We start from the raw sequence: 22,393 nt of genomic DNA, 5'->3' as shown, positions 1-22,393 counted from the left end.
AAGAGCCGGCGCGGGGCGGGCCGGCGTCGGGCAGAACCGGCCGACCCGGCCCCGCGACCCGGCCTACGAGACGACCGTGAGGCGTTGCGTCGGCCGGGTCATCGCCACGTAGAGGCTGGCGTTGCCGCGTCGGCTGGACTGTCGCACCCGCTCGGGGTCGACCACGACGACCGAGTCGAACTCGAGCCCCTTCGACGTCGTCGGGCTCAGCACCGAGATCGGCTTGGTCAACGACGCCGTGCCGGCAGCCACGAGGCCGTCGAACTCGGCCGACAGCACCTCGACCAGCGCCTGGACGGCCTGCTCGGGGGCGATCACCGCGAGCGTGCCCTCGGAGTCGATCTCCCGGTCGGCACGGACGGCCTCGACGGTGGCGCGCACGAAGTCGTCCTTCGAGGAGGCGCCGGTCACCTCGCGCACCGGCCACTCGCTCGACCGCACCGACCGGCTCGGGGTGATCCGCAGCCCGGTCGCCGTCGCGACGTCCTCGGCGTAGGTCACGATCTGCGCCGGCGTCCGGTAGTTGACGGTGAGCTCTTCGAGCCGCCACGGAGCCGACGTGCCCTGTGCGCCGCCGCCTCGACGACGGCCGAGCAGGGCCTGGAGGGCGCGGTCCCACGAGGTCGCCGACGCCGGGCTCGACGCTTGGGCGATGTCACCGACGACGGTGAACGACCGCAGCGGGCAACGCCGTGAGAGCAGGCGCCACTGCATGGGCGACAGTTCTTGCGCCTCGTCGACCACCACGTGGCCGAAGGCCCAGGTGCGGTCCCCCGCGGCCCGCTCGGCGGTCGTCATCGACGCGGCGCGCTCGGCGAAGCCCCCGGCGATCTGCTCGGCGCTGACCATGCCCTCGACGCCCATGTTCTCGATGGCGCGCTCGGCGTTCTCGATGTCGCGCTTGCGCTGGGCCTTGCGGGCCAGGCGCTCGGGGTCGACGCCGGACTGGAACTCGCCGAGCAACTCGGCGGCCTCGTCGAGCAGCGGCACGTCGGAGACCGTGAAGCCCGCCCCGCGTTCGCGCCGGAGCAGGGCGCGTTGCTCGGGCGTCCAGCGCGGGGTGATCGAGGCGAGCCAGTTCGGCCGGGCGTACAGGTCTTCGACGAGCTTCTCGGCGCTGAGCGGCAGCCAGGCGGTGTTGAGCAGCACGCGCACGTCGTAGGACTGCCGGATGTCTTCTCGCAGGACGGCCTCGTCGGACTCGTCGACCGTCGTGCCGTGCTCGCGCATCTGGTCGACCAGCTGGCGCGTCAGGGCCGAGAGGGCCGCCTTGTTGAAGGTGACCCGGGCCACGTTGTGGGGTTTGCCGCGCTCTTGGGCCTTGCGCATGGCCTCGCCGACGAGCTCGGGGCGCACCACGAGGCGTTCGCCGTTGATGTCGATGGTCGTCGGCTCGGCCGGGCGGATCTGCCGCGACCGGACCGCGCGACGCATCAGCTCGGCCATCTCGGCGGACCCCTTGAGCGCGGCGACGTCGGGCGCGTCGTCGGTCTGGGCCTCGACGCCCGGGTACAGGCCGCCGAGACTCGACAGGACGACGCCGCTCTCGCCGAGAGAGGGCAGCACCTGTTCGATGTAGCGCAGGAACGACCGCGACGGCCCGACGACGAGCACGCCCGAGCCCTTCAGCCGGTCGCGGTGCGAGTAGAGCAGGTACGCGGCCCGGTGCAGAGCCACGGCCGTCTTGCCCGTGCCGGGGCCGCCCTGGACGACGAGCACGCCGTCGAGCTGCGAACGGATGATGCGGTCTTGTTCGCCCTGGATCGTGGCGACGATGTCGGTCATGCGGCCGGTGCGCTGCGCGGTCAGCGCGGCCATGAGCGCCCCCTCGCCCTGCAACTGCACGTCGTCGCGGTCGAGCAGGTCGGGGTCGAACACCTCGTCCTCGAGACGGGTGACGGTGCGACCCTCGAGGGTCAGGTGGCGACGGGCGCGGGCCCCCATGGGCGTCGCGGCGGTCGCCTGGTAGAAGGCGCTGGCACCGGGCACGCGCCAGTCGAGCAGGATCGGGTGGTGCGCCTCGTCGCGCAGGCCGATGCGGCCGATGTAGCGGTAGCGTCCGCCCTCGCCGGGCTCGGCCGGACGGTCGACGTCGCCGGTCTGCCCGAGCAGGTCGGGCGTCTCGAGTTCGAGGCGACCGAACGCGAGCCGCTCGTCGACCGAGCCCAGCTGGACGATGGTGTCTTCGTACAGCCGCGCGTAGGCGTCGCGCTCGCTGCGGCTCTGGTGGTTGCCGCCGACGGTCTCGCGGCGGGTCCGCTCGAGGCGGACGCGGGCGTCGGCCTTCAGCTCGTCGAGGCGTTCGTAGAGGGTGCCCACATAGGCGCGTTCGCGGTCGATCTCGGATGACAACAGGTGTTCGTACCCTTCGGGAAAAGTCGGCACGCCAGTCTAGCTTCCGGCCACCGACGGCGAGGCCCGGAATCGGTCCGAGGACGCAGGAGGCGCGCCCGTCCTCGAGGGGACGAGCGCGCCTCCTGGGGTGGTCGCGTCGGAGCCGGGCCTAGAACTCCTCGTGCGTCAGCGGGTCGCCGTCCCACAGCCGACCGCGCTCGAGGCCGCTGATCGACTCGACCTCGTCGGGCGTGAGCTCGAAGTCGAAGACGTCGAGGTTCTCGCGCTGACGACCGGCGTCGGCCGACTTCGGCACGGGGACCGCGCCGAGCTGCACGTGCCAGCGGAGGACGACCTGGGTGGGCGTCTTGCCGTGGGCCTCCGCGATCGCGGTGACGCGTGCCTCGTGCAGGAGTTCGCTCTGCTTCGCGAGCGGGCTCCAGCTCTCGGTGACGATGCCCATGCTCTCGTGCACGGCGCGCAACTCGGCCTGCGGGAAGTACGGGTGCAGCTCGATCTGGTTGACCGCGGGCACCACGCCCGTCTCGTCGGCGACGCGCTGCAGGTGCTCGGCCGTGAAGTTCGAGACGCCGATCGAGCCGACGAGCCCGTCCTCCTGCAGCCGGACGAAGGCCTTGAACGTCTCGACGTACTTGTCGATCCGCGGCAGCGGCCAGTGGATCAGGTACAGGTCGACGAAGTCGAGGCCGAGGTTCGCCCGGCTCTCGTCGAAGCTCGCCAGGGTCTCGTCGTACCCGTGGTGCCGACCGGGCAGCTTCGTCGTGACGACCAGGTCGTCGCGGGACACGTCGCTCTGACGGATCGCCGCCCCGACGGCCGCCTCGTTGCCGTAGTTCAGCGCCGTGTCGAGCAGACGGTAGCCCGACGAGATCGCCGTGACGACCTGTGCCGTGCCCTCGTCGCCGTTCAGTCCGTAGGTGCCGAGGCCGAGCTGGGGCAGCGTGCGCCCGTCGTTGAGGCCGACCGAGGGGGCGACCGTCATCAGCTGACGCCGAGCAGGTCGATGACGAAGATCAGCGTCTTGCCCGAGAGCGGGTGGCCGCCACCGGCGGGGCCGTAGGCCAGGTGGGGCGGCACGACGAGCTCGCGGCGTCCGCCGACCTTCATGCCGGGGATGCCCTCCTGCCAGCCGCGGACCAGGGCCTGCAGCGGGAAGTTGATGGCCTCGCCGCGGCTCCACGACGAGTCGAACTCTTCGCCGGAGTCGTGCTCGACGCCGAGGTAGTGGACGTTGACGGTCGAGCCGGACTGCGCCTCGGCTCCGTCGCCGACGGTGACGTCGGTGATCTTCAGCTCGGTGGGGGCGGGGCCGGTGGGGGCGTCGATCTCGGGCTTGGTCTGGGGGTCGTGAGTCATGCCGACCATCCAACCACCCCGCCGAGGGGCGGGTCGGCCGCTCGCGTCCTCCCTGCGAGGCTCGAGAAGCCGACCCACGTTCGCACCGAGAACAAGTCATCGATGCGAACACATGGACGCTACTCCCGTGGTGTCGCGCCGCCAAATCGGCCGAGAGCCGGCCCGGACCGGGTCGCGCCGGTCGCGCGGGTCGCGCCGCACGGGCCGCGCCACCCGGGCCTGCGGGAATCTGCACGATCGGCAAGAATGGCAGCTTGTCCGCCACCCCGCCTCCGTCACCGCCGTCGCCCCGCTCTGCGCCGCCGGCCCGTCGCCCGTTGTTCGTCGACGTCACCCCGCTCCGCACCAGCCCCGCCTTCGCCCGGCTGTTCGCGGGCAGCGCCATCAGCGGCATCGGGACGCAGCTCACGCTCGTCGCCGTCGGCCTCGAGATCTTCGAGATCACCCGCTCGACCTTCGCGGTCGCCCTGGTCGGCGTCGTCTCGCTCGTGCCGATGATCCTGGCCGGTCTCTACGGCGGCATGCTCGCCGACGCCTTCGACCGGCGGAAGGTCGCGCTGGTCGCCGCCGTCTTCGCCTGGCTCTCGACCGCGGCCATCGCGCTGCACGCCTACCTCGGACTGCACGAGGTGTGGCTGCTCTATCTGCTGACCACGGTCAACGCCGTGGCGGGCACGATGATCGCGACCTCGCGCGCCTCGATCGTGCCGCGCCTCCTGCCCCGCGAGCTGTTGCCGGCCGCCTCCGCTCTGAGCGGCATCAGCATGGGCCTGATGCTGACCGTCGGGCCCGCGCTGGCCGGCGTGCTGGTCGCGGGCGTGGGGTTCCCGCTGACGTACACGGTCGACGTCGTGCTGTTCTCGACGGCGTTCCTCGGGATCGTCACACTGCCCCCGATCCGACCCGAGGGCGAGACCCAGCGCCCGGGGCTCGAGTCGCTGCGCTTCGGTCTGGCGTTCCTGAAACGGTCGCCGAACATCCGGACGACCTTCGTCATGGACATCGTGGCGATGACCTTCGGCATGCCCCGCGTGCTCTACCCGGTGGTCGGCACGCTCGTGATCGGAGGAGGCGCGGTGACGGTCGGCGTCCTCTCCGCCTCGTTCGCGGTGGGGGCACTGCTGAGCAGCGTCTTCTCGGGACGCCTCGGCCACGTGCGCCGTCAGGGCGTGGCCGTGCGATGGGCGATCACCGCCTACGGGCTCTGCATCGCCTCGTTCGGCGTCGTGTTGCTCGTGACACCGGCCCACGGCGGCGACGTCACGGCGGGACTCGACCAGGCGAACCTGGCCGCCCTCGGCGGGGCGGCGATCGCGCTGGCCGGAGCGGGTGCGAGCGACAACGTCAGCTCGATCTTCCGGTCGACCATCCTGCAGTCGGCCGCGCCCGACGCCATGCGGGGCCGCCTGCAGGGCATCTTCATCGTGGTCGTCACGGGCGGGCCCCGGGTGGGCGACCTGTTCGTCGGACTCGTCGCGGGCATCGCCGTCTTCTGGCCGCCCCTGCTCGGCGGGCTGCTCGTCGTGGCGCTCGTCGCGCTCGTGGCCCGGCTGACCCCTGCCTTCGGACGCTACGACGCCGAGGCGCCGACTCCCTGACCCGAGTCGGCGATGGCAGTCGTCGCGGCGACCGCACCCGAGGTGGGAGGCTTCGCGGCGGCGCGCGTCACCAGCCGGGGCCGGACTGCGGCGACCCGGGATGCTGCGGCACCTGCGGCGGCCACCCCGGGTGCTGCGGGTACCCGACGAAGGCCGTGGGCGGAGCCTGCAGGGCGACACGGCTCGCGGTGAGGGCGGAGAGCAGTTCGGCCTCGTCGCGCTGCACCGCCTCGTCGAGCGCGCGGCGGCCCTTCACCAGTCGCTGGCGGGTGAAGGCCAGGCGCGTGGCGTTCGAGATGAAGACCTTCATGGCGGGTCGGATACCCCGGGACGCGGCCCACGACCTCGCGCGGCGACGACCGGCGCTCGACGAGAGCATGCCGACCTCGTCGGCGCTGAACCAACCCACCGCGGCGTACTCGGCGAGCCGGTCGTGGGTGACCCTCCGCTCGTTGCGGCGCAGGAACACCACGAGCAGCACCATGGCCACGAAGATCGGCACCTGCACGAGCAGGTAGTAGACGAAGAAGCCGTCGCCGACCACGAACAGGGCACCGTTCCACAGCGCGTGCAGTCCCGCCGCGGGGACGAGGCCGACGAAGAACCAGCCGATCGCGCCGTAGGGGCCGGTCCGACGTGCCGCGAGACCGAGGGCGAAGCCGGTGCAGGCCGTGTACATCACGTGCGCGAACGGCGACATCAGGGCGCGCACGAAGAAGACGTAGGCGAGACCCTGGCTGCCCGTCGCGAGGTCTTCTCCGACCTGCAGGGCGAAGTACTGAATGTTCTCGACGAAGGCGAAGCCCGCCGCCACCGTGGCCGCGTAGACGATCCCGTCGACCGGGCCGTCGAAGTGCCGTCGGAAGATCCACAGGACGAGCAGCACCCCGAGCCCCTTCGCCCCCTCCTCGACGAGCGGCGCCTGGACGACCGCCCCGAGGACGTCCCCCAGCTCGCCGGACCTGACGCCGAGCACGGCCCGAGCCGTCTCGAGGGCGTAGTCGACGATCAGCGCCGTTCCCACGGCGACCGCCGCGCCCCAGAGGAACGCGAACAGCAGGGCCACCCGTGGTTCGGGCTCCCACCGGTCGACCAACCAGATGCCGAGCAGCACGATCGTCAACGGGACGAAGGCGAGCAGGCTGCCGGCCAACAGCACCCCGGGCTGCACGAAGACCAGGAAGTACAGGCCGACGGCCAGGGCGAACGTGCCGATCACCGTGAACCCCACGGCGAGCGCCACGGCACTCGCGACCCGGCGGTGCGGGGTCGGCTGCACGAAGACCGGCTGCACGGGGTACCAGACCGGCTCGGGGTTGGCCGCCGGACCCTGGACCGACCAGGTGGGGCCCGCCGCCGGGGTGACGGCGGAGGGATCGGCGTAGGGCGTCAGCGGGCGTCCGTACGCGTCGTGTCCGACGCCGCGGGGATCGGACCAGGTCATCCCCCGACCCTACGGGCTGACGCCGGGGTCGGCGCGGGGTGCGGGACGGGGGGCGGGACGGACCGCGTGACGGGCCGCGACGTCCCGGACCGCCCGGTAATCTCGCAGGATGGCCCCGACGCGTTCCCTGCCCGAGGACCCGTCGCTGTTCCGGTACGTGATCATGCGGGTCTGGCACGATTTCCTGCGCCACCGCACCATCGACGCCGCCGGGTCGCTCACCTTCTTCTCGATGCTCGCCCTGGTGCCCGGCGCGCTCGCGCTCGTCTCGGGGGTCGCCCTGTTCGTCGACGACGGCGACGCCGTGGACGAGATCCTCTCGGTGGCCCGGTACGTCCTGAGCCCCGACGCGATCGAGACCCTGCGCTGGCCGCTCGAGCAGATGCTCAGCCTGTCGAACCCCGGCGTCGCGTTCGGCATCGGCCTCTGGCTCACCCTGTGGTCGTTGTCGGCCTACACGACGGCGTTCGGTCGGGCGATGAACACCGCCTACGAGGTCGAGGAGGGGCGCCGCATCTGGAAGTTCCGCGGCCACATGATGATCGTCACGCTCGTGCTGATGGTGTCATTCGCCGTCATCGCGGTCATCCTGCTCGTGACGCCCACGCTGAGCGACGCGGTCGCCGCCCGCTTCGGCATCGGCCGACCGTGGACCGACCTCTACAACGTCGTCAAGTGGCCCGTGCTCGTGGTCCTGGCCGTCCTCTCGGTCGCGATGCTCTATTTCTTCACGCCCAACGTGCGACCACCGCGCCTGCGCTGGGTGTCGTACGGAGCCATGGTCGCCCTCGGCGGCTGGGCGATCGCGACGGTGGGCTTCGCGGTCTACGTCGCGACGGTGTCGAACTACGACCGCTTCTACGGCTGGGTGGGCGGTGTCGTGGTCGTGTTGCTCTACGCGTACATCAGCAACTTCGTGCTCGTGATCGGCGGCGAGCTCGACAGCGAGATCCTGCGCATGCGCCAGCTGCGTCGGGGGGTGCAGGCCGAGGAGGTCATCCCCCTGCCGCTCCGTGACACCGCGCGCAACCACATCCTGGCGCGGAACCTCGCCTGGGACGTCCGGGTGGGCCGGGCGATCCGCGAGCGAGCCCTGCGCGAGAACGGCGGCGTGCTCGAGCCGGACGAACTGCGGCGCGTCCACCTGCGGGGCGACCGAGACCGGCCGGCCGACGAGCGGCCCCAGGCCGCGCAGCGAGCCGACCAGGTCGACCCGAGCACCCACGCCCCGTCGACGCCTTAGAGGCGCGGACCCTCAGGAGGCGCGGTGCCGGTCGACCGGCGCCGCGCCTCCTGCCCGTGGTCGCGTCAGCCGGCGGTCTCGTCGCCCGGGTTGCGCGCGCCCGTCGTGTTGGCGGCCCGGGCCACCGCCGCGGCGGGGTCCTCGACGTCGATGACGGTGATCGCGCTGGTGATCGGCGCGAGTCCCGAGAGGCGGGCGGGCGACAGCACCTTACGCACCTGCTCGTCGGTCATCAGGCCGGCCGCGACGACGAGCGGCGCGATCGCCGCGTTCGTCGTCAGCGCGGTGTGCGCGATCGCCGCGGCCGCCGTGTAACCGATGTAGGGCGTGAGCGCCGTGACGCTGCCGACGTTCGTCTCGACCTGCTGGGTCAGGCGGGCGCGGTTCGCCTCGATGCCGTCGACGCAGTTGATCCGCAACGTCTGGCAGGCGTAGGTCATCCACTGCAGGCTCTGCATGACCGAGTGGGTGATGACGGGCTCGAACGCGTTGAGCTGCAGCTGCCCGGCCTCGGCGGCCATCGTGACCGTCACGTCGGCCCCGGCCACCGAGAACGCGACCTGGTTGACCACCTCGGGGATCACCGGGTTCACCTTGCCCGGCATGATCGACGACCCGGCCTGGCGCGGCGGCAGCGTGATCTCGCTGATGCCCGCCTGCGGGCCCGACGACAGCAGTCGCAGGTCGTTGCAGATCTTGGACAGCTTGATCGCGCTGCGTTTCAGGGCGCCGCTCAACGTCATGAAGACGCCCGTGTCGCTCGTCGCCTCGATGAGGTCGGGGGCCGTGACGAGGTCCATGCCCGAGAGCGTGCTGAGGTGGCGGCGGACGGCGTCGGCGTAGAGCGGGTCGGCCGTGATTCCCGTGCCGATGGCCGTGGCACCGAGGTTGATCTCGCCGAGCAGCGGCACCACGTCGCGCAGTCGCTGGACGTCTTCGGCCAGGGTGTGCGCGAAGCCCGTGAACTCCTGGCCGAGGGTCATCGGCACGGCGTCCTGCAGCTGGGTGCGGCCGACCTTGAGCACGTCGTGGAACTCGGCGCCCTTGGCGGCGAACGAGTCGGCGAGCAGGTCGAGTTCGACGAGGAGGCGGCGCAGGGTGAGCACCATCGCGATCTTGATCGAGGTGGGATAGGTGTCGTTGGTGCTCTGGCTGCGGTTGACGTCGTCGATCGGGTGGAGGTGGCGGTAGTCGCCCTTGGCGTGGCCGAGCAGCTCGAGGGCGCGGTTGGCGATGACCTCGTTGCTGTTCATGTTCGTCGACGTGCCGGCGCCGCCCTGGATGACCCCCACGGCGAACTGGTCGTGCAGGGCGCCCCCGCGGATCTCTTCGCAGGCGCGTTCGATGGCCTCGGCCTTGACCGGGTCGAGCACGCCGATCTCGACGTTGGCGCGGGCCGCCGCCTGCTTCACCAGCGCGAGGGCCGTGACGAGGTCGGGGTAGACCGAGATCGGCCGCTGCGAGATCGGGAAGTTCTCGAGCGCCCGGGCGGTGTGGATGCCCCAGTAGACGTCGGCGGGGACCTCTCGGCTGCCCAGCGAATCGGTCTCGGTGCGGGTCGGTGCTGCTGTCTCGGTCGTCACGTGTGGTGAGCCTCCGTCGTCAGTCGGGGCCCGGTCGTCGTCGACCGGACGCTTCCGTCGACCCTACCGGCGGGACGGCGGACGGGTCCCTCCCGGGGAGGCGCGGCTCGGCCGCCCGGGACGATCCCGCCCCTGGGGACGAGTCCACCAGAGGGGTACCAGGTCAGCGGTGGAAGCCCGGGACGATCAGGTAGATGCCGTACAGCACGCCGAGGGCGCAGACCACGAAGCAGGCGTAGCCGGCGGCGGTGCGCACGGGGGTCCGGCCCTCGACGGTCAGGAGGCGCAGGCCGAACGAGTAGAGCGACACGAGGGCGGCGGCGGAGAAGAGCGCGACGAGCGCCACCACGACGAAGGCGGACCAGTCGATCATCAGCGCACCTCGTCGTCGGTCGGAGCCGTGCTGCGCGGGGCGGCGACGGGCTCGGGTGGGTCGTCCATGCGGACGAAGGGGGCCTCGACGCCGGACGCCGGGGTGTCGACGCGGCCCTTGCGGACGGCCCGCCGGGCCCGGCGACGCGAGAGCACCGAGGTGGCTGCGACGTCGACCTCGATGGCCGAGCCCTGGTCGTGCGGCCGACGGCGGGAGAGGACGAAGATGCCGGCGATGACGACGGCGCCGACGGCCGCGTCGATCACGAGTCCCGTGACGCCGAGGGTGGCGATGAGGGCCGCGACGGCACCGACGGCCGCCGAGGCGGGGAGCGTGATGAACCAGGCGACGACGATCTTGCCGGCCGTGCCCCACTGGATCTTCGAGCCGCGGCGTCCGAGGCCGGCTCCGATGATCGACCCGCTCGCGACCTGCGTCGTCGACAGCGCGAAGCCCAGGTGGCTCGAGGCCAGAACGGTCGCGGTCGTCGACGCCTCGGCCGAGAAGCCCTGAGTGGGCTTGACCTCGGTGAGGCCGCCGCCCATGGTCTGGATGATGCGCCAGCCGCCCGTGTACGTGCCCAGCGCGATGGCGAAGGCGCAGACCACGACGACCCAGAAGGGCGGGCCGGAGTCGGGCGTGAGCAGCCCGCCGGCGATGAGCGTGAGCGTGATGACGCCCATGGTCTTCTGCGCGTCGTTCGTTCCGTGCGCCAGGGCGACCAACGACGACGTGAAGATCTGGCCGTAGCGGAAGCCGCCCCGCTCGCTCTTGTCGTCACGGCGTCGGGTGATCGTGTAGGCGAGGCGCGTGGCGGTGTACCCGACGACGCCGGCGATCAACGGGGCGAGCAGGGCGGGCAGCACGACCTTCGACAGCACGACGCCGAAGTCCACCGACCCCATGCCGGCACCGACGATCGCCGCACCGATCAACCCACCGAACAGGGCGTGCGACGAGCTCGACGGCAACCCGCGCAGCCACGTGAACATGTTCCAGACGACGGCGCCGATGAGGCCGGCGAAGATCATCTCGGGGGTGATCTGAACCCCGCCGTCGCCTTCGCGGATGATGCCGCCCGAGACGGTCCTGGCGACCTCGGTGCTGAGGAAGGCCCCGACCAGGTTGAGGATCGCGGCCACCGTGACGGCGACCTTGGGCTTCATCGCTCCGGTCGCGATCGGGGTCGCCATGGCGTTGGCCGTGTCGTGGAACCCGTTCGTGAAGTCGAAGAAGAGTGCCAGTGCGATGACCAGGACGACGATGAGTGTGATGTCCACCGGCCTGAGTGTCACAGCTGGGTGGACGCGGGTCAACTCGGCGGTTACCTGCGGGGTACATCCCGGTGAACGGTGGGTGACGCAGGCTGTCGCCCGGCCGTGGGCACGCCTCAGACGTGCGGCACGAAGTCCTGCCAGGCCCGTCGCCTCTCGCCCCGCGGGTCGTGCTCGACACGGTCCCGGGCGTCGATGATCAGGGTGCGCCTCCGGTGCGGGTCGTAGGTCGGCCAGTCGGCGACCGCCCCCGTGCGGACGAACTCGAGCCACCGCGAGCGCGTCCGCGCGGCCGTGCGCAGGAAGGCCCGGCGGCCGCCCAGCAGGCTCATCGCCCACCCGAACGCGGAGCCCATGCGGTCGTAGATCGCCCAGAGCTCGAGACCGTGGAACGCGTCGACCCCGGCCGTGCGCAGGATGCGGGTCGTCGCGTCGAACCGGTAGAACCGGACCGGCTGGTGCAGCGCGTGCCGCTCGGCGACCTTGACGCTCGGGAACCAGAACGCGTAGTCGCCGCCGAAGTCGAGGGCGGCCGGGCGGGCGGGAAGCCCCGGGTAGTGCTTCTTGATCGCCTTCCGCGCCTTCTTCTCGGTCGCGGCGAAGATGGCCCGGATGCGCGGCTTGGTCGTGGCGAGGATGTCTCGGCGCCCGGTGAACACCGACCCCTCGCGGTCGTTCGTGCCGATGATCAACGGCACCGGGTGGGCGCGTCCCGCCTTGAAGGCGTCGAGCGGGCGTTCGGGCAGGAAGTCGCCGTCGATGACCGGGCTGAAGCAGATCGTGCCGGGGTCCTCGTCGGGGATGCGCAGCTGCAGTCGACTGGCCGCCCGGACGATCGCGGTCGTCGGCGCCTCGGCGAGCATCGTCGCCGCGTCGTCGACACTCGTGGCCTCGAGGTCGTCGTCGTCCAGGTCGTGCGCCAGCAGCTCGAGGAACTCCCCCGCCCAGCGCTGCGTCACGTCCGGCGGGTAGATCGCGTTCGGCGGTGCGCTCTGCGCGACGACCCCGCGGAAGAGTCCGCGAGCGCGCGGCACCGTCATGAGGGTCGTCACGGCGTTGCCACCCGAGCTCTCGCCCGACACGGTCACGCGGTCGGGGTCGCCGCCGAACGCGGCGACGTTGTCGCGGACCCATTCGAGGGCGGCGACCTGGTCGCGCAGCCCGAGGTTGCTGTCGAACGGGCGCTCCGGGGTCGCCCAGTGGCTGAAGTCGAGGTAGCCGAAGGCGCCCAGCCGGTAGTTGAGGCTGACGTAGACGATGCCGCCCTCGCGGACGAGCGTCTCGCCCTGTCTCGGGAACTCGCGCGACGACCCGACGCTGTACGCGCCTCCGTGGACGAACACGAGCACGGGCAGCGCGTCACCCGGCGCGGTGCCGTCCGGCGTGATCACGTTGACCGTCAGGCAGTCCTCGCTGAGGGGCGTGGTGGCGTCGACGCCGACGAACTGCACGCGGTCCTGTGGGGCGGCGGGGCCGAACCGGCCGGCGTCGCGGACGCCCGTCCACGCCGCGGGCGGCTCGGGGGCCCGGAACCGGAGGCGCCCCACGGGTGGTGCCGCGAAGGGGATGCCGCGCCAGGCGAGAACGCCGCGCTCCCGCACGCCGCGGACCTCGCCCGAGCGGGTGGTGCGGACGAGGTCGGGGGCCGGGACGGTCGCCCGGGGCTGTGCGGTCACGCAGCGATGTTACGGGCCGTCGGACGGCCGACCGGGGCCGTTCACCCGACGTTCTCCTAGGGGGTGCCTGGGAGGATGGATCGGACTTTGCAGTCGGTGCACATCGCATGGCTGCCCTCGACGACTGGACGGAGCCCGGCTCACATGGAACTCGGCGAGCTGCTGATCATCTTGACCGGGTCGCTCGTCGTGACCGCCTTCGCCCGCTGGCGGGGTCTGCCCGCACCGCTCCTCACCGTGGGCATCGCTCTGCTCGTGTCGCTGATCCCCGGCGTGCCCGACATCGAGATCGACTCCGAGGTCATCCTGACCGTGGTCCTGCCGCCGCTGCTCTACTCGGCCGCGCTCGACGTCAGCCTGCTGAACTTCCGCGAGAGCCGGGTGCAGATCGCCCGACTGGGCGTGGGCGCCGTGATCGTGACGGCGTTCGCCGTCGGGGGCGTCGCCTACGTGATGATCCCCGACATGACCCTGCCCGCCGCACTCCTCGTCGGGGCCGTGGTCGCGCCTCCCGACGCCGTGTCGGCGGCCGCCATCGGTCGCAAGCTCGGGCTGCCCCGCAAGGTGATGACCGTGCTGTCGGGCGAGAGCCTGATCAACGACGCCGCGTCGCTCACCCTGGTGAAGGTGTTCCTGGCGATCGTGGGCGGTGCGAGCCTCACGCTGTGGGACGACCTCGGCATCTTCGGCCTCGCCATCGGCGTGGGCGTGGCGGTGGGCCTCGCGCTCGGCTTCGTCGCCCACCGGGTGCGGATGCGCATCGACGACCCCGTGGTCGAGAACGTCATCGGCCTGCTGTTGCCGTTCGTCGCCTACATCGCCGCCGAGGAGCTGAGCGGCTCGGGCGTGCTCGCGGTCGTGGCCGCGGGGCTCTACGTGGGCTTCAACTCACCCCGCACGGGCTACGCGACCCGTCTGCAGGAGCGCCCGTTCTGGTCGGCCGCCGACGTCGTGCTCGAGGGCTTCGTCTTCGCGCTGATCGGCCTCCAGCTGCGGGCCGTCGTGATCGACGTCAGTGAGAGCGAGCGTGGCCTCGGACAGAGCGTCGGCGTCGCGCTCGCCGTCCTGGCCGTGGTCGTCCTCGTGCGACCGGTCTTCGTGTTCGGCACCTACTACGCAGCCCGCGCCGGCCGGTACCTCTTCCTCTCGACGGTGCTGCGGAAGCTCCGCCGGGTGCCCGCGCTCCGCCGGCTGCGGCGAGCTCCGGCGCTGCGGACGGTGCGTTACCACCCGCAACCCCGCATGGACTGGCGACAGCTGAGCGTCATCTCGTGGACCGGCATGAGAGGTGTGGTCACCCTCGCCGCGGCCGTGTCGATCCCGGCGGTCACCGAGTCGACCATCCCCGTGCCGGCGCGCGACACGATGTTCCTCATCGCGTTCATCGTCACGGTCGGCACCCTGCTGCTGCAGGGGCTCACGCTGCCGGTCGTCATCCGGGCGCTCGGCGTCCGCGACGACACGCAACGCGACCGCGACCTCGCCGCCGAGCTGGCGGTGTTCGCGACCAGCACCGACGAGACCATGGCCTACGTCGCCGAGCGTCGTGCCGAGTGGGAGAAGCGGTGGGGGCCCGAGCTCACGGAGCGCGCCGTGCAGCTCTCGACGACCCGACTGCTGCGGCAGAACGAGGCGCTGCAACGCACGGCCCTCGACGACGCCGACGAACGGGACGTCTCGGGGGCGACCGCCGCCCAGCGCGCCCGCCGTCGTGCGGCGCCCCAGGCGCTCGGCTCCATCCGGCGCGAGCTGCTCGCCAAACGACGCGAGGTGGTGCTGCGCGAGCGGGACGCCGGCGCCCTCGACGAAGAGGTCATGAGGCGGGTGCTGCTCGGACTCGACGCCGAGGAGCTCGCCATGGACACCTCGGCCTTCACGAGCACGAGGTCGTGACTCCCGCGCGGCGTATCGTGAGCGGCACCGGCGGCGAGACGAGAAGACGACAGAGACCAGGAGGGCGCGGCACCGTGGCGACCACGACGAACCAGACGACCACGGACGCCGAGGGCGGCCCGGCGAAGCCCGAGCCCGGTCGTTACCGCCGCTGGTACTCGACCCTCCACCCGTCGTTGCAGCTGATCGGCCTGCAGCTCTGGCTGCCGCTGTTCTTCATCGTCGGCTTCTGCCTCTGCTACATCGCAGCCTTCCACGCGCCCCATCCGCACGACGTCCCCGTGGCCGTCGTCGGATCGTCGTCGGCCGCCGCCGACCTCCAGACGGGGCTCGACGAGGCCCGCCCCGGCGTGATCGACGTCCGGGCCTACGGTTCCGTCGACGAGGCCGAGCAGGCCGTGCTCGCCGGTCACGTCGCCGTGGCCTACGACCCGGCCGACACCACGATCTACACCGCGAGCGCCCACCAGTACCAGGTCGCCGCCCTCATCCCGGCGACGATCACCCCCGTGCTCGAGGCCCAGGGGGTCACGCCCACCGTCACCGACCTGGCCCCCCTGCCCGCGAACGACGAGTACGGCACCGTGTCGATGTACCTGATGCTCTCGTGGTGCATCGGCGGCTACATGGTCGCGATGTTCATCGGGCTGATGGGCGCCCCGCTGCGCCACCGCACCCGGATGACGGTGATCGGCGTCGGGGGCGGCGTGATCTCGCTCGTGACGAACGTGCTCGCGGGGCCGGTGATCGGGGCCGTCGACGGGCACTTCGTGCCGCTCTTCTTCATCGCCTGGGCCTGGATCATCGCGATCGGCCTCGCGGTCAACGGCATCAGCTACTTCGTCGGACGGTTCGTCGCCCTGCCCGCCATGATCGTCTTCGTCTTCCTGTCCATGCCGTCGTCCGGCGCCGCCTACCCCGCGTGGTTCATGCCCCAACCGTTCGCGTGGCTCAACGCCGTCGTGGTCGGCAGCGGCATCACCGAGATGCTCAAGCGCGTGCTCTACGGCGTGGGCCCCGGCTACGGCCGCGGCGTGACGATGATGCTCTGCTACGCCGCACTCGGCATCGTGCTGATGATCGTCGGCAAGCGCTGGTGGGAGAACCGCCGCATCGCCCGCATCGTGTCGGGGCGCACCACGATGTTCGCCGACGCCCAGAACGCGAACCGCGAGTTCCTCATCGCCGAGCGCGACGAGGTGCTCGCCCGCCACGGCCTCGTGGCGACGGACACGGGCACGATCAACACGATCCCGGAGGACGAACGCGGCGATCTCGGCGATGCCGGCGAGCGGGGCGACATGTTCCTCGGCGCACCCGGGGGGCTCGAGAACGACGAACTCTCGACGCGACCCGTGCGGGTCGTGCCGAGCGACCGGGCCGGGTCGGCGCACCCCGGGCATGACGGCGGCGCGGCGCGCTGAGGCGGTACCCTCGACGCTCGTGACCACGAACACCCTGCACCGTCTGCTCGTCGCCCTCGTCGTCCTGCTGCTCGTCGCGGCCGGAACCCTCTACGTGCTCTCGGTCACGCTGGCACCACAGGGTGGTCCCGACGTCGCGGCGCGCTTCGTCGGCTACGCCTGGATCGCGGTCGTCGGTGCCGTGCTCACGGGCGTCGTCGACTTCTTCGTGCGGGCGGGCCTGTCCCGCACCAGGACTCGACGCGGGCGCTGACCCCGCGCCGGTGACGTGCCGATCTCAGACGAGTCGGGCCTCGGCGGCCGACGCACGCCTCTCGGCCAGCTCGATCGCCGCGAAGCGTTCGATGCGGTGCCACCGCGCGGCCGTTGCGGCCATGCCCGCGACGAGGGCGACCACGCCGAGGCTCGAGAGCGCCAGCAGGATGCCGCCGAACGCCGCTCCGACCACGACGGCGACGAGGCCGAGGGCCCAGGCGACCGCGGGCAGCCACAGCGGCAGCGTCAGGTGACGGGCCGCCCCGGCGGTGCCGGCCAGGGGCCGCATCGTGGTGGTGGTGAGGCCGTCGTAGCTGGTCATGTCGCTCCCCGTGAGATCCGTCCGACGGCGGGGGTGTCCCCCGAGATCCGTCTCGGGTCCGACCCTAAGCGGGGCGCGCCGCCGCCGCGCCCCCCTCTGCGAGGGCCACGCGTCCCGGCCGGAACGCCTCAGGGACCGGCGTGTCCGGCAGGAAGAGGGGCGTCGGAGGCCACCGTCGCGAGGTCGGCCGCGAACACGAACGTCCGGGCGACCTGTCCCCCGGCGAGCACGCCGGGCAGCCAGTGCGACGCGTCGTCCCACATCTCGTCCAGGGGCAGGTCGTCGAGGTCGAACCACCGCGGCACCAGCTCGTCGCTCTCGGCCGGTTCGCCGCGCCACGTGGTGACGACGAAGACCGTCGACCGCTGGCTCCAGCTCTCGCGGTGCGGGAAGAGGTAGAGCAGGTCACCCCGCCGGTCGAGGTCGGACGCGACCACCTCGACGCCGCTCTCCTCCGCGATCTCGCGGACCACCGCCTCCTCGACCCCCTCGCCCGGCTCGAGCTTGCCGCCGAGGCCGACCCAGCGCCCCGTGCCGAGTCCGCGCTTCTTGCGACCCAGCAGCACCTGCGTGCGGCCCTCGTGTTCACGCAACAGGTAGGCGACGCAGACGCGGTAGACCGGCATGACGGCAGGCTATCGGCTGCCGTCCCGCCCGGAGGACCGACGGCAGGAGGCGCGGGGCGCGTCCCCGGGAACGGCTCGGCGGCTCGCGCGTAGGCTCGTCGGCATGTCCGAAGCACGATCGAGCGGGAGGCGACGCCCCGGGCCGGAGTTCCGCGGTGCCGGTCGCAGCCTCGAGGTGCTGCGAGCCGAGGCCCACGACGAGCTCTCCGCCCTCATCGAGCTGCGCTGCCGCAACGGCGAGGACCCCTGGGACGTCATCCCCGGTCTGCCCACCGTCGACGAACAGGTCGTCATCTCGCTGCGGGCCGACGCCCTCGGCACCGACGGCGTACCGACCGCGACGGGGCTCGGCCTCGCCGACGAACTCGGCTACCTGCGCACCATCGCCCTCTGGCACCCCGAGTTGTCGCGCGCCGTCTGGTCGCTCATGGGTCGGCTCGACGACGCCTCTCGCTGACCGTCGATCCCCCGGCCCGTCTGTCGGTGGTGCGCCGTAGCGTGTGCGCATGAGCTGGTGGGACGTCGTGACGGTGACCGTGGGTGCGTTCGTGGGCGCCGGGGCGGCGTTCGCGTCGAACCTGCTCGTGCGACTGATCGAGTCGCGGCGGCGCGAGGCCTCCGCCCTCAACGAGCTGATCACCGAGATCCACTTCCGGCGCGTGCTGCGCCGGGTGGCGCCGAGGCTCAGCCCCAACCCCCGCGCCCTCGACCCCGTCTACGAGCAGGCGCGTCATTCGATCTCGGCCCTCCGGGGCGAGATCCGGCGGGCTCGGCGAGCGCTCCGCCCCCGCTCGTCGGCCCTGCCCGTGCTCAACGAGATGACGCTCGCCTGCAACACCTTCCTCGACGACAGCGACGACGCCCCCGAGCGCTACCGGCTGCACCTCATGCAGCTGCACGCCCGGCTCAACGCCTCGGTCCGACGGCTCAGGTCCGACCGCCGCTCGATCTCCGACCTCGAACCCGGCGAGGCGCACCTCGGCCCCACCGTCCAGGGGTTGACCGCGCCGACCACGGCCTTGCCGGTCGACGACTGACCCGCCGCGTCGGACGGCGACCCACGGCGGGACCGACCCACGGCGGGGCCGGACTACGGCCCGGCCGGTCGTCGCCGAGGAGGCGCGGGTACCGTCCCCGAGATGAGCGACCGCGACGAGACCACGACTCCCGACACCACGGCACCCCGCGACGGCGCGTCGGCCGCGCCCGACCCCGCCGGGCACGACGTCGACGCGACGTACACCGTCCCCGGAACGCATTCCGAGTCGGCGGCCGAGAAGGCCGGCACCCCCGAGCAGGCGATCGACGAGGCACGCGAAGGCGAGGCCCCCGACCCGGCCGACGTCCACGTCGCCTCGGACGAGTACCCCGAGGTGCCGGCCTTCGGCGGCATCACGGCGAGCGACCGCTCGATCTGAGCCGCCGTTAGGCTCGGGTGATGGCCTCCGTTCCTGCTCCCCGCGCCCCCCAGAAGCCCGTCACCCGCTCGCACCACGGTCACGACTTCGTCGACGACTACGAGTGGCTCCGCGCGAAGGACGACCCCGAGGTCGTCGCGCACCTCGAGGCCGAGAACGCGCACACCGAGGCCGAGACGGCCCACCTCGCCGACCTGCGGCAGACGGTCTTCGACGAGATCAAGGGCCGGGTGCAAGAGACCGACCTGGGCGTCCCCGTCCGTGAGGGCTCGTGGTGGTACTACTCGCGCACGGCCGAGGGGCAGCAGTACGGCATCCACTGCCGCGCGCCGATCGCCGGGCCCGACGACTGGACGCCCCCGTCGATCGAGGCGGGCGAGGCCGCCGAGGGCGAGCAGGTGCTGCTCGACGGCAACGTCGAGGCCGACGGGCACGACTTCTTCTCGATCGGCAGCTTCGACGTCTCGCCCGACGGATCGTTGCTCGCCTACGCGGTCGACATCGAGGGCGACGAGCGCTACACGCTGCGCATCCGCGACCTGGCGACCGGTCACGACCTCGACGACGTGGTCACCGGCACGGCCGCCGGCGCCCTCTTCGACGCCACCGGCCGCTTCGTCTTCTACCCCACCGTCGACGAGTCCTGGCGTCCCGACACCATCTGGCGGCACGAGGTCGGGCAGCCCGGCGACGACGTCACGGTGTTCACCGAGACCGACGACCGCTACTGGATCGGGGTGGGCCTCACCCGCAGCCGCCAGTACCTCGTCGTCGACGTCGGCTCGAAGATCACCAGCGAGACCTGGTTGCTCGACGCGGCCGATCCGACCGGCGAGTTCCGGGTCGTGTGGCCGCGTCGCGAGGGCGTCGAGTACGACGTCGAGCACGCGATCGTCGCGGGCAGCGACCGCCTGCTGATCGTCCACAACGACGGCGCCGAGAACTTCGAGCTGGTCGACGTGCCGGCCGACGACCCCACCTCGACGACCGACCGCCGCGTGATCGTCGAGCACCGCGCCTCCGTCCGGCTCGAGTCGGTCGACGCGTTCGCCGGGCACCTCGTGGTCGAGTACCGGCGCGACGCGCTGCCGCGCTTCGCCGTCGTGCCGCTCGGCCCCGACGGCTACGGCGAGGTCGCCGAGGTCGGCTTTGACGAGCCGCTGTTCGCCGCCGGCGCGGGCGGCAACCCCGAGTTCCACCAGCCGACCGTCCGCTTCGGCTACACCTCGTTCGTCACCCCGTCGACGGTCTACGACCTCGACGTCCGCACGGGCGAGCGTCACCTGCTCAAGCGCCAGAACGTCCTCGGCGGCTACGACCCGGCCGACTACGATCAGGCCCGCGAGTGGGCCACGGCGGCCGACGGCACCCGCGTGCCCGTGTCGCTCGTCTGGCGCCGTGACGCCGTCCCCGCCGAGGGCCCCTCGCCGGTGCACCTCTACGGCTACGGCTCGTACGAGCACAGCATCGACCCGGGCTTCAGCGTCGCTCGCCTGTCGTTGCTCGACCGCGGCGTCGTGTTCGCCGTGGCACACGTCCGCGGCGGCGGCGAGCTGGGACGCTCGTGGTACGAGGACGGCAAGACCCTGACCAAGAAGAACACCTTCACCGACTTCGTCGCCGTCGCCGACCACCTGATCGCCGAGGGACGAACGACCCCCGAGCTGATGGTGGCCGAGGGCGGCAGCGCCGGCGGCCTGCTGATGGGCGCGGTGGCGAACATCGCGCCCGACCGGTTCGCCGGCATCGTCGCGGCCGTCCCGTTCGTCGACGCGCTGACGAGTATCCTCGACCCCGACCTGCCGCTCACCGTGATCGAGTGGGACGAGTGGGGCGACCCGCTGCACGACCCCGAGGTCTACGAGTACATGCGCGGCTACAGCCCGTACGAGAACGTCCGGGACGACGTCACGTACCCGCGCATCCTCGCCGTGACCTCGATCAACGACACCCGGGTGCTCTACGTCGAACCCGCGAAGTGGGTGGCGCGGCTGCGCGAGGTCGACGCACCGGTGCTGCTGAAGACCGAGATGTCGGCCGGGCACGGCGGCGTCAGCGGCCGGTACGAGTCGTGGCGCGAACGGGCGTTCGAGATCGCGTGGATCCTCGACGTTCTCGGGCGAGCCTGACCGTCGTGGACCACGTCGCCCTGCTGCGGGGCGTCAACGTCGGCACCGCGAAACGGGTGGCCATGGCCGACCTGCGCCGCGTGGCCGCCGACCTCGGCTTCGAGCACCCCGAGACGCTGCTCAACAGCGGCAACCTGGTCTTCGGCGCGTCGTCGGTGCTCGGTGCCGACGACGCGACGGGGCTGCGGGCGGCGATCGCCCGGGCCACCGGTGTCGACGCCGACCTCGTGTTGCTCGACGCCGAACGGTTCGGCCGGCTGGCCGTGGCGAACCCGCTCCGCGACGACGGGCACGAGGGGCGCGAGGGGCGCGAGCCGAAGCTGTTGTCGGTGGCGTTCGCCGAGGTGCCGGGCGCGCTCGACGGGGTCGCGCCTCCTGACGTCGACCTGGGCGACGAAGAGATCGTCGTCTCGCCCGACGCCGTCTACCAGTGGCTGCCGGCGGGCGTCCTCGCCTCGCGGGTGCCCGCCGCCTGGTGGCGCGGACTGCCGACCTCGGTCACGGCCCGCAACGACGCCACCGTCCGCAGACTCGAGGCCCTGCTCGCGCGCCGCGCCCGCTGACCCCGTTTCTGCTTCGCCCTACCCGGCCCCGCCTGCCTGTCCTGTGCTGTGCTGTGCCGTGCCGTGCACATCGCGACCATCGGGCGACGACACGCCGCTCATGTCTCCTTGGGTGCGGCGTGTCGGGCGGCCGATGTCGGGTTCGGCCCGCCGTCGGAGGGACGCACGGTCGGGTTCGGCCCGCCGCCCGAGGGACGCACGGTCAGGTCAGGCCCGCCGCCCGAGGGAAGCGCGACCCGACCGGCCTGACCTGACCGTCCTGACCCGACCGGCGTCGGCGGGCCCGACCGAGGACGGGCGAGTCCGACGGATGCGGGCGGGCGCGCTCGACCGTCCGCCACGAACACGCCCGCGTTCGGCCTCCGGCGCGGTCGGCATCGGCACACCCTCCGGCCTCCGGCCTCCGTGGTCAGAGTCGTCGGGCAGCGCGGCGGAAGCCGCGGAGGGCGTCCTCGGCCTGCCGCACCTCGAGGGTCGCCAGCACGCCGTAGCCGAAGGCGTCCTCGCCGGACCGGTGGGCGAACGCCGCGACCTCGCGCACCGTCCGCACCGCGGCCAGGGCGTCCCGGTGCTCGCCGAGGGCGTCCTGCACGGCCTCGGCCCGGCGGGCACGGCCGCGACCCGACCCGCTGCGGGGCCGATCGGCCTCGAGGGCGTACCGCAGCCGCCGGGCGGCCTTCCGCCCCGCGTGCAGGGCCGGGGCCGCCTCCGCTCCGCTCTCGCCGTCCGACGCCTCCAGGGCCGTGAGCCCCGCCCGGACGGCCCGCTTCGCCCGCTTCCGCTCGGCCCGCAGCCGCGCGGCTGAGAGCTCGGCCGCCGGCTCCGCCGCGTGGTCCCCCGTCGCCGGAGCCGTCACGAGCG

At 72.3% G+C, this 22,393-nt stretch carries 21 protein-coding genes; 10 read left to right on the top strand and 11 right to left on the bottom strand.

Features of this window, described 5'->3' with window-relative positions:
• Window positions 1–63: 63 nt before the first annotated feature.
• The 3 genes from BIV04_RS15000 to BIV04_RS14990 form a co-directional block, all read right to left on the bottom strand.
• Window positions 64–2,355 carry a UvrD-helicase domain-containing protein gene (locus BIV04_RS15000; RefSeq protein WP_071257368.1) on the bottom strand — a complete coding sequence of 764 codons (2,292 nt, stop codon included), beginning with the start codon at window positions 2,353–2,355 and terminating at the stop codon, window positions 64–66.
• 148 nt (window positions 2,356–2,503) lie between these two features.
• Window positions 2,504–3,337 carry an aldo/keto reductase gene (locus BIV04_RS14995; RefSeq protein ID WP_071257245.1) on the bottom strand — a complete coding sequence of 278 codons (834 nt, stop codon included), beginning with the start codon at window positions 3,335–3,337 and terminating at the stop codon, window positions 2,504–2,506.
• Window positions 3,337–3,711, bottom strand: a complete 375-nt coding sequence (locus tag BIV04_RS14990; protein ID WP_054144963.1) for an FKBP-type peptidyl-prolyl cis-trans isomerase — start codon at window positions 3,709–3,711, stop codon at window positions 3,337–3,339. The genes BIV04_RS14995 and BIV04_RS14990 overlap by 1 nt, the downstream gene beginning before the upstream one ends.
• 254 nt (window positions 3,712–3,965) lie before the next feature.
• On the opposite strand from BIV04_RS14990, the gene BIV04_RS14985 reads away from it, so the two are divergent.
• Complete coding sequence (locus tag BIV04_RS14985) at window positions 3,966–5,309, top strand: MFS transporter (protein ID WP_255364317.1); 1,344 nt, start codon at window positions 3,966–3,968, stop codon at window positions 5,307–5,309.
• 67 nt (window positions 5,310–5,376) lie between these two features.
• Here the strand turns inward: BIV04_RS14985 and BIV04_RS14980 are convergent, their stop codons facing one another.
• The gene (locus BIV04_RS14980) at window positions 5,377–6,753 is read right to left on the bottom strand and encodes a PrsW family intramembrane metalloprotease (RefSeq protein WP_071257243.1); all 1,377 of its coding nucleotides are present in this window, start codon (window positions 6,751–6,753) and stop codon (window positions 5,377–5,379) included.
• 109 nt (window positions 6,754–6,862) lie between these two features.
• Here BIV04_RS14980 and BIV04_RS14975 point away from each other — a divergent pair, with 109 nt between their 5' ends.
• Complete coding sequence (locus BIV04_RS14975; protein ID WP_071257240.1) at window positions 6,863–7,996, top strand: YihY/virulence factor BrkB family protein; 1,134 nt, start codon at window positions 6,863–6,865, stop codon at window positions 7,994–7,996.
• A 65-nt stretch (window positions 7,997–8,061) separates the two neighbouring features.
• Here the strand turns inward: BIV04_RS14975 and BIV04_RS14970 are convergent, their stop codons facing one another.
• The 4 genes from BIV04_RS14970 to BIV04_RS14955 all read right to left on the bottom strand — a co-directional run bounded on the left by BIV04_RS14970 (window position 8,062) and on the right by BIV04_RS14955 (window position 12,902).
• Window positions 8,062–9,579 carry an aspartate ammonia-lyase gene (locus BIV04_RS14970; protein WP_071257237.1) on the bottom strand — a complete coding sequence of 506 codons (1,518 nt, stop codon included), beginning with the start codon at window positions 9,577–9,579 and terminating at the stop codon, window positions 8,062–8,064.
• Between the two features lie 163 nt (window positions 9,580–9,742).
• The gene (locus tag BIV04_RS14965; RefSeq protein WP_043596441.1) at window positions 9,743–9,952 is read right to left on the bottom strand and encodes a hypothetical protein; all 210 of its coding nucleotides are present in this window, start codon (window positions 9,950–9,952) and stop codon (window positions 9,743–9,745) included.
• The gene (locus BIV04_RS14960) at window positions 9,952–11,232 is read right to left on the bottom strand and encodes an inorganic phosphate transporter (RefSeq protein ID WP_083396517.1); all 1,281 of its coding nucleotides are present in this window, start codon (window positions 11,230–11,232) and stop codon (window positions 9,952–9,954) included. The genes BIV04_RS14965 and BIV04_RS14960 overlap by 1 nt, the downstream gene beginning before the upstream one ends.
• 110 nt (window positions 11,233–11,342) lie before the next feature.
• Window positions 11,343–12,902: a carboxylesterase/lipase family protein gene (locus BIV04_RS14955; protein WP_071257234.1), complete on the bottom strand. Its 1,560-nt coding sequence runs from the start codon at window positions 12,900–12,902 to the stop codon at window positions 11,343–11,345.
• A 144-nt stretch (window positions 12,903–13,046) separates the two neighbouring features.
• Here BIV04_RS14955 and BIV04_RS14950 point away from each other — a divergent pair, with 144 nt between their 5' ends.
• From BIV04_RS14950 to BIV04_RS14940, 3 genes are all read left to right on the top strand, one after another.
• Window positions 13,047–14,795 carry a sodium:proton antiporter gene (locus tag BIV04_RS14950; protein WP_054144951.1) on the top strand — a complete coding sequence of 583 codons (1,749 nt, stop codon included), beginning with the start codon at window positions 13,047–13,049 and terminating at the stop codon, window positions 14,793–14,795.
• 74 nt (window positions 14,796–14,869) lie between these two features.
• The gene (locus BIV04_RS14945) at window positions 14,870–16,219 is read left to right on the top strand and encodes an ABC transporter permease (RefSeq protein ID WP_071257231.1); all 1,350 of its coding nucleotides are present in this window, start codon (window positions 14,870–14,872) and stop codon (window positions 16,217–16,219) included.
• A gap of 19 nt (window positions 16,220–16,238) precedes the next feature.
• On the top strand, window positions 16,239–16,472 hold the full coding sequence (locus tag BIV04_RS14940; RefSeq protein ID WP_054144953.1) for a hypothetical protein: 234 nt from the start codon (window positions 16,239–16,241) through the stop codon (window positions 16,470–16,472).
• Between the two features lie 24 nt (window positions 16,473–16,496).
• Here the strand turns inward: BIV04_RS14940 and BIV04_RS14935 are convergent, their stop codons facing one another.
• Window positions 16,497–16,796, bottom strand: coding sequence for a hypothetical protein (locus BIV04_RS14935; protein WP_071257226.1), 300 nt, complete (start codon window positions 16,794–16,796; stop codon window positions 16,497–16,499).
• 128 nt (window positions 16,797–16,924) lie between these two features.
• On the bottom strand, window positions 16,925–17,422 hold the full coding sequence (locus BIV04_RS14930; RefSeq protein ID WP_071257224.1) for an 8-oxo-dGTP diphosphatase: 498 nt from the start codon (window positions 17,420–17,422) through the stop codon (window positions 16,925–16,927).
• Between the two features lie 103 nt (window positions 17,423–17,525).
• On the opposite strand from BIV04_RS14930, the gene BIV04_RS14925 reads away from it, so the two are divergent.
• The 5 genes from BIV04_RS14925 to BIV04_RS14905 all read left to right on the top strand — a co-directional run bounded on the left by BIV04_RS14925 (window position 17,526) and on the right by BIV04_RS14905 (window position 21,532).
• A complete protein-coding gene (locus BIV04_RS14925; protein ID WP_043596433.1) occupies window positions 17,526–17,879 on the top strand; it encodes a hypothetical protein in 354 nt (117 codons plus the stop codon).
• A 49-nt stretch (window positions 17,880–17,928) separates the two neighbouring features.
• Window positions 17,929–18,459, top strand: a complete 531-nt coding sequence (locus BIV04_RS14920; protein WP_143048733.1) for a hypothetical protein — start codon at window positions 17,929–17,931, stop codon at window positions 18,457–18,459.
• Window positions 18,460–18,561: 102 nt separating this feature from the next.
• Window positions 18,562–18,840 (top strand): hypothetical protein, encoded by a 279-nt coding sequence (locus BIV04_RS14915; protein ID WP_055973541.1) that lies wholly within the window; start codon window positions 18,562–18,564, stop codon window positions 18,838–18,840.
• Between the two features lie 20 nt (window positions 18,841–18,860).
• Window positions 18,861–20,969 (top strand): S9 family peptidase, encoded by a 2,109-nt coding sequence (locus BIV04_RS14910; RefSeq protein ID WP_071257220.1) that lies wholly within the window; start codon window positions 18,861–18,863, stop codon window positions 20,967–20,969.
• A gap of 5 nt (window positions 20,970–20,974) precedes the next feature.
• Window positions 20,975–21,532: a DUF1697 domain-containing protein gene (locus BIV04_RS14905; protein ID WP_177174835.1), complete on the top strand. Its 558-nt coding sequence runs from the start codon at window positions 20,975–20,977 to the stop codon at window positions 21,530–21,532.
• Between the two features lie 409 nt (window positions 21,533–21,941).
• Here BIV04_RS14905 and BIV04_RS14900 read toward each other — a convergent pair.
• Window positions 21,942–22,393 (bottom strand): CHAD domain-containing protein (locus BIV04_RS14900; protein WP_177174834.1); only part of this gene is annotated, 452 nt, incomplete at its 5' end.

Origin of the sequence: Frigoribacterium sp. MCBA15_019 (assembly GCF_001864945.1) — a bacterium.
Taxonomy (GTDB): domain Bacteria; phylum Actinomycetota; class Actinomycetes; order Actinomycetales; family Microbacteriaceae; genus Frigoribacterium.
This window is presented reverse-complemented; position numbering and strand designations above follow the sequence as displayed.

Coding starts and splice junctions, on each gene's coding strand:
- BIV04_RS14995 (WP_071257245.1), bottom strand. CDS start 3,337: ATGACGGTCGCCCCCTCGGTCGGCCTCAACGACGGGCGCACGCTGCCC.
- BIV04_RS14990 (WP_054144963.1), bottom strand. CDS start 3,711: ATGACTCACGACCCCCAGACCAAGCCCGAGATCGACGCCCCCACCGGC.
- BIV04_RS14980 (WP_071257243.1), bottom strand. CDS start 6,753: ATGACCTGGTCCGATCCCCGCGGCGTCGGACACGACGCGTACGGACGC.
- BIV04_RS14975 (WP_071257240.1), top strand. CDS start 6,863: ATGGCCCCGACGCGTTCCCTGCCCGAGGACCCGTCGCTGTTCCGGTAC.
- BIV04_RS14965 (WP_043596441.1), bottom strand. CDS start 9,952: ATGATCGACTGGTCCGCCTTCGTCGTGGTGGCGCTCGTCGCGCTCTTC.
- BIV04_RS14950 (WP_054144951.1), top strand. CDS start 13,047: ATGGAACTCGGCGAGCTGCTGATCATCTTGACCGGGTCGCTCGTCGTG.
- BIV04_RS14935 (WP_071257226.1), bottom strand. CDS start 16,796: ATGACCAGCTACGACGGCCTCACCACCACCACGATGCGGCCCCTGGCC.
- BIV04_RS14930 (WP_071257224.1), bottom strand. CDS start 17,422: ATGCCGGTCTACCGCGTCTGCGTCGCCTACCTGTTGCGTGAACACGAG.
- BIV04_RS14925 (WP_043596433.1), top strand. CDS start 17,526: ATGTCCGAAGCACGATCGAGCGGGAGGCGACGCCCCGGGCCGGAGTTC.
- BIV04_RS14920 (WP_143048733.1), top strand. CDS start 17,929: ATGAGCTGGTGGGACGTCGTGACGGTGACCGTGGGTGCGTTCGTGGGC.
- BIV04_RS14915 (WP_055973541.1), top strand. CDS start 18,562: ATGAGCGACCGCGACGAGACCACGACTCCCGACACCACGGCACCCCGC.
- BIV04_RS14910 (WP_071257220.1), top strand. CDS start 18,861: ATGGCCTCCGTTCCTGCTCCCCGCGCCCCCCAGAAGCCCGTCACCCGC.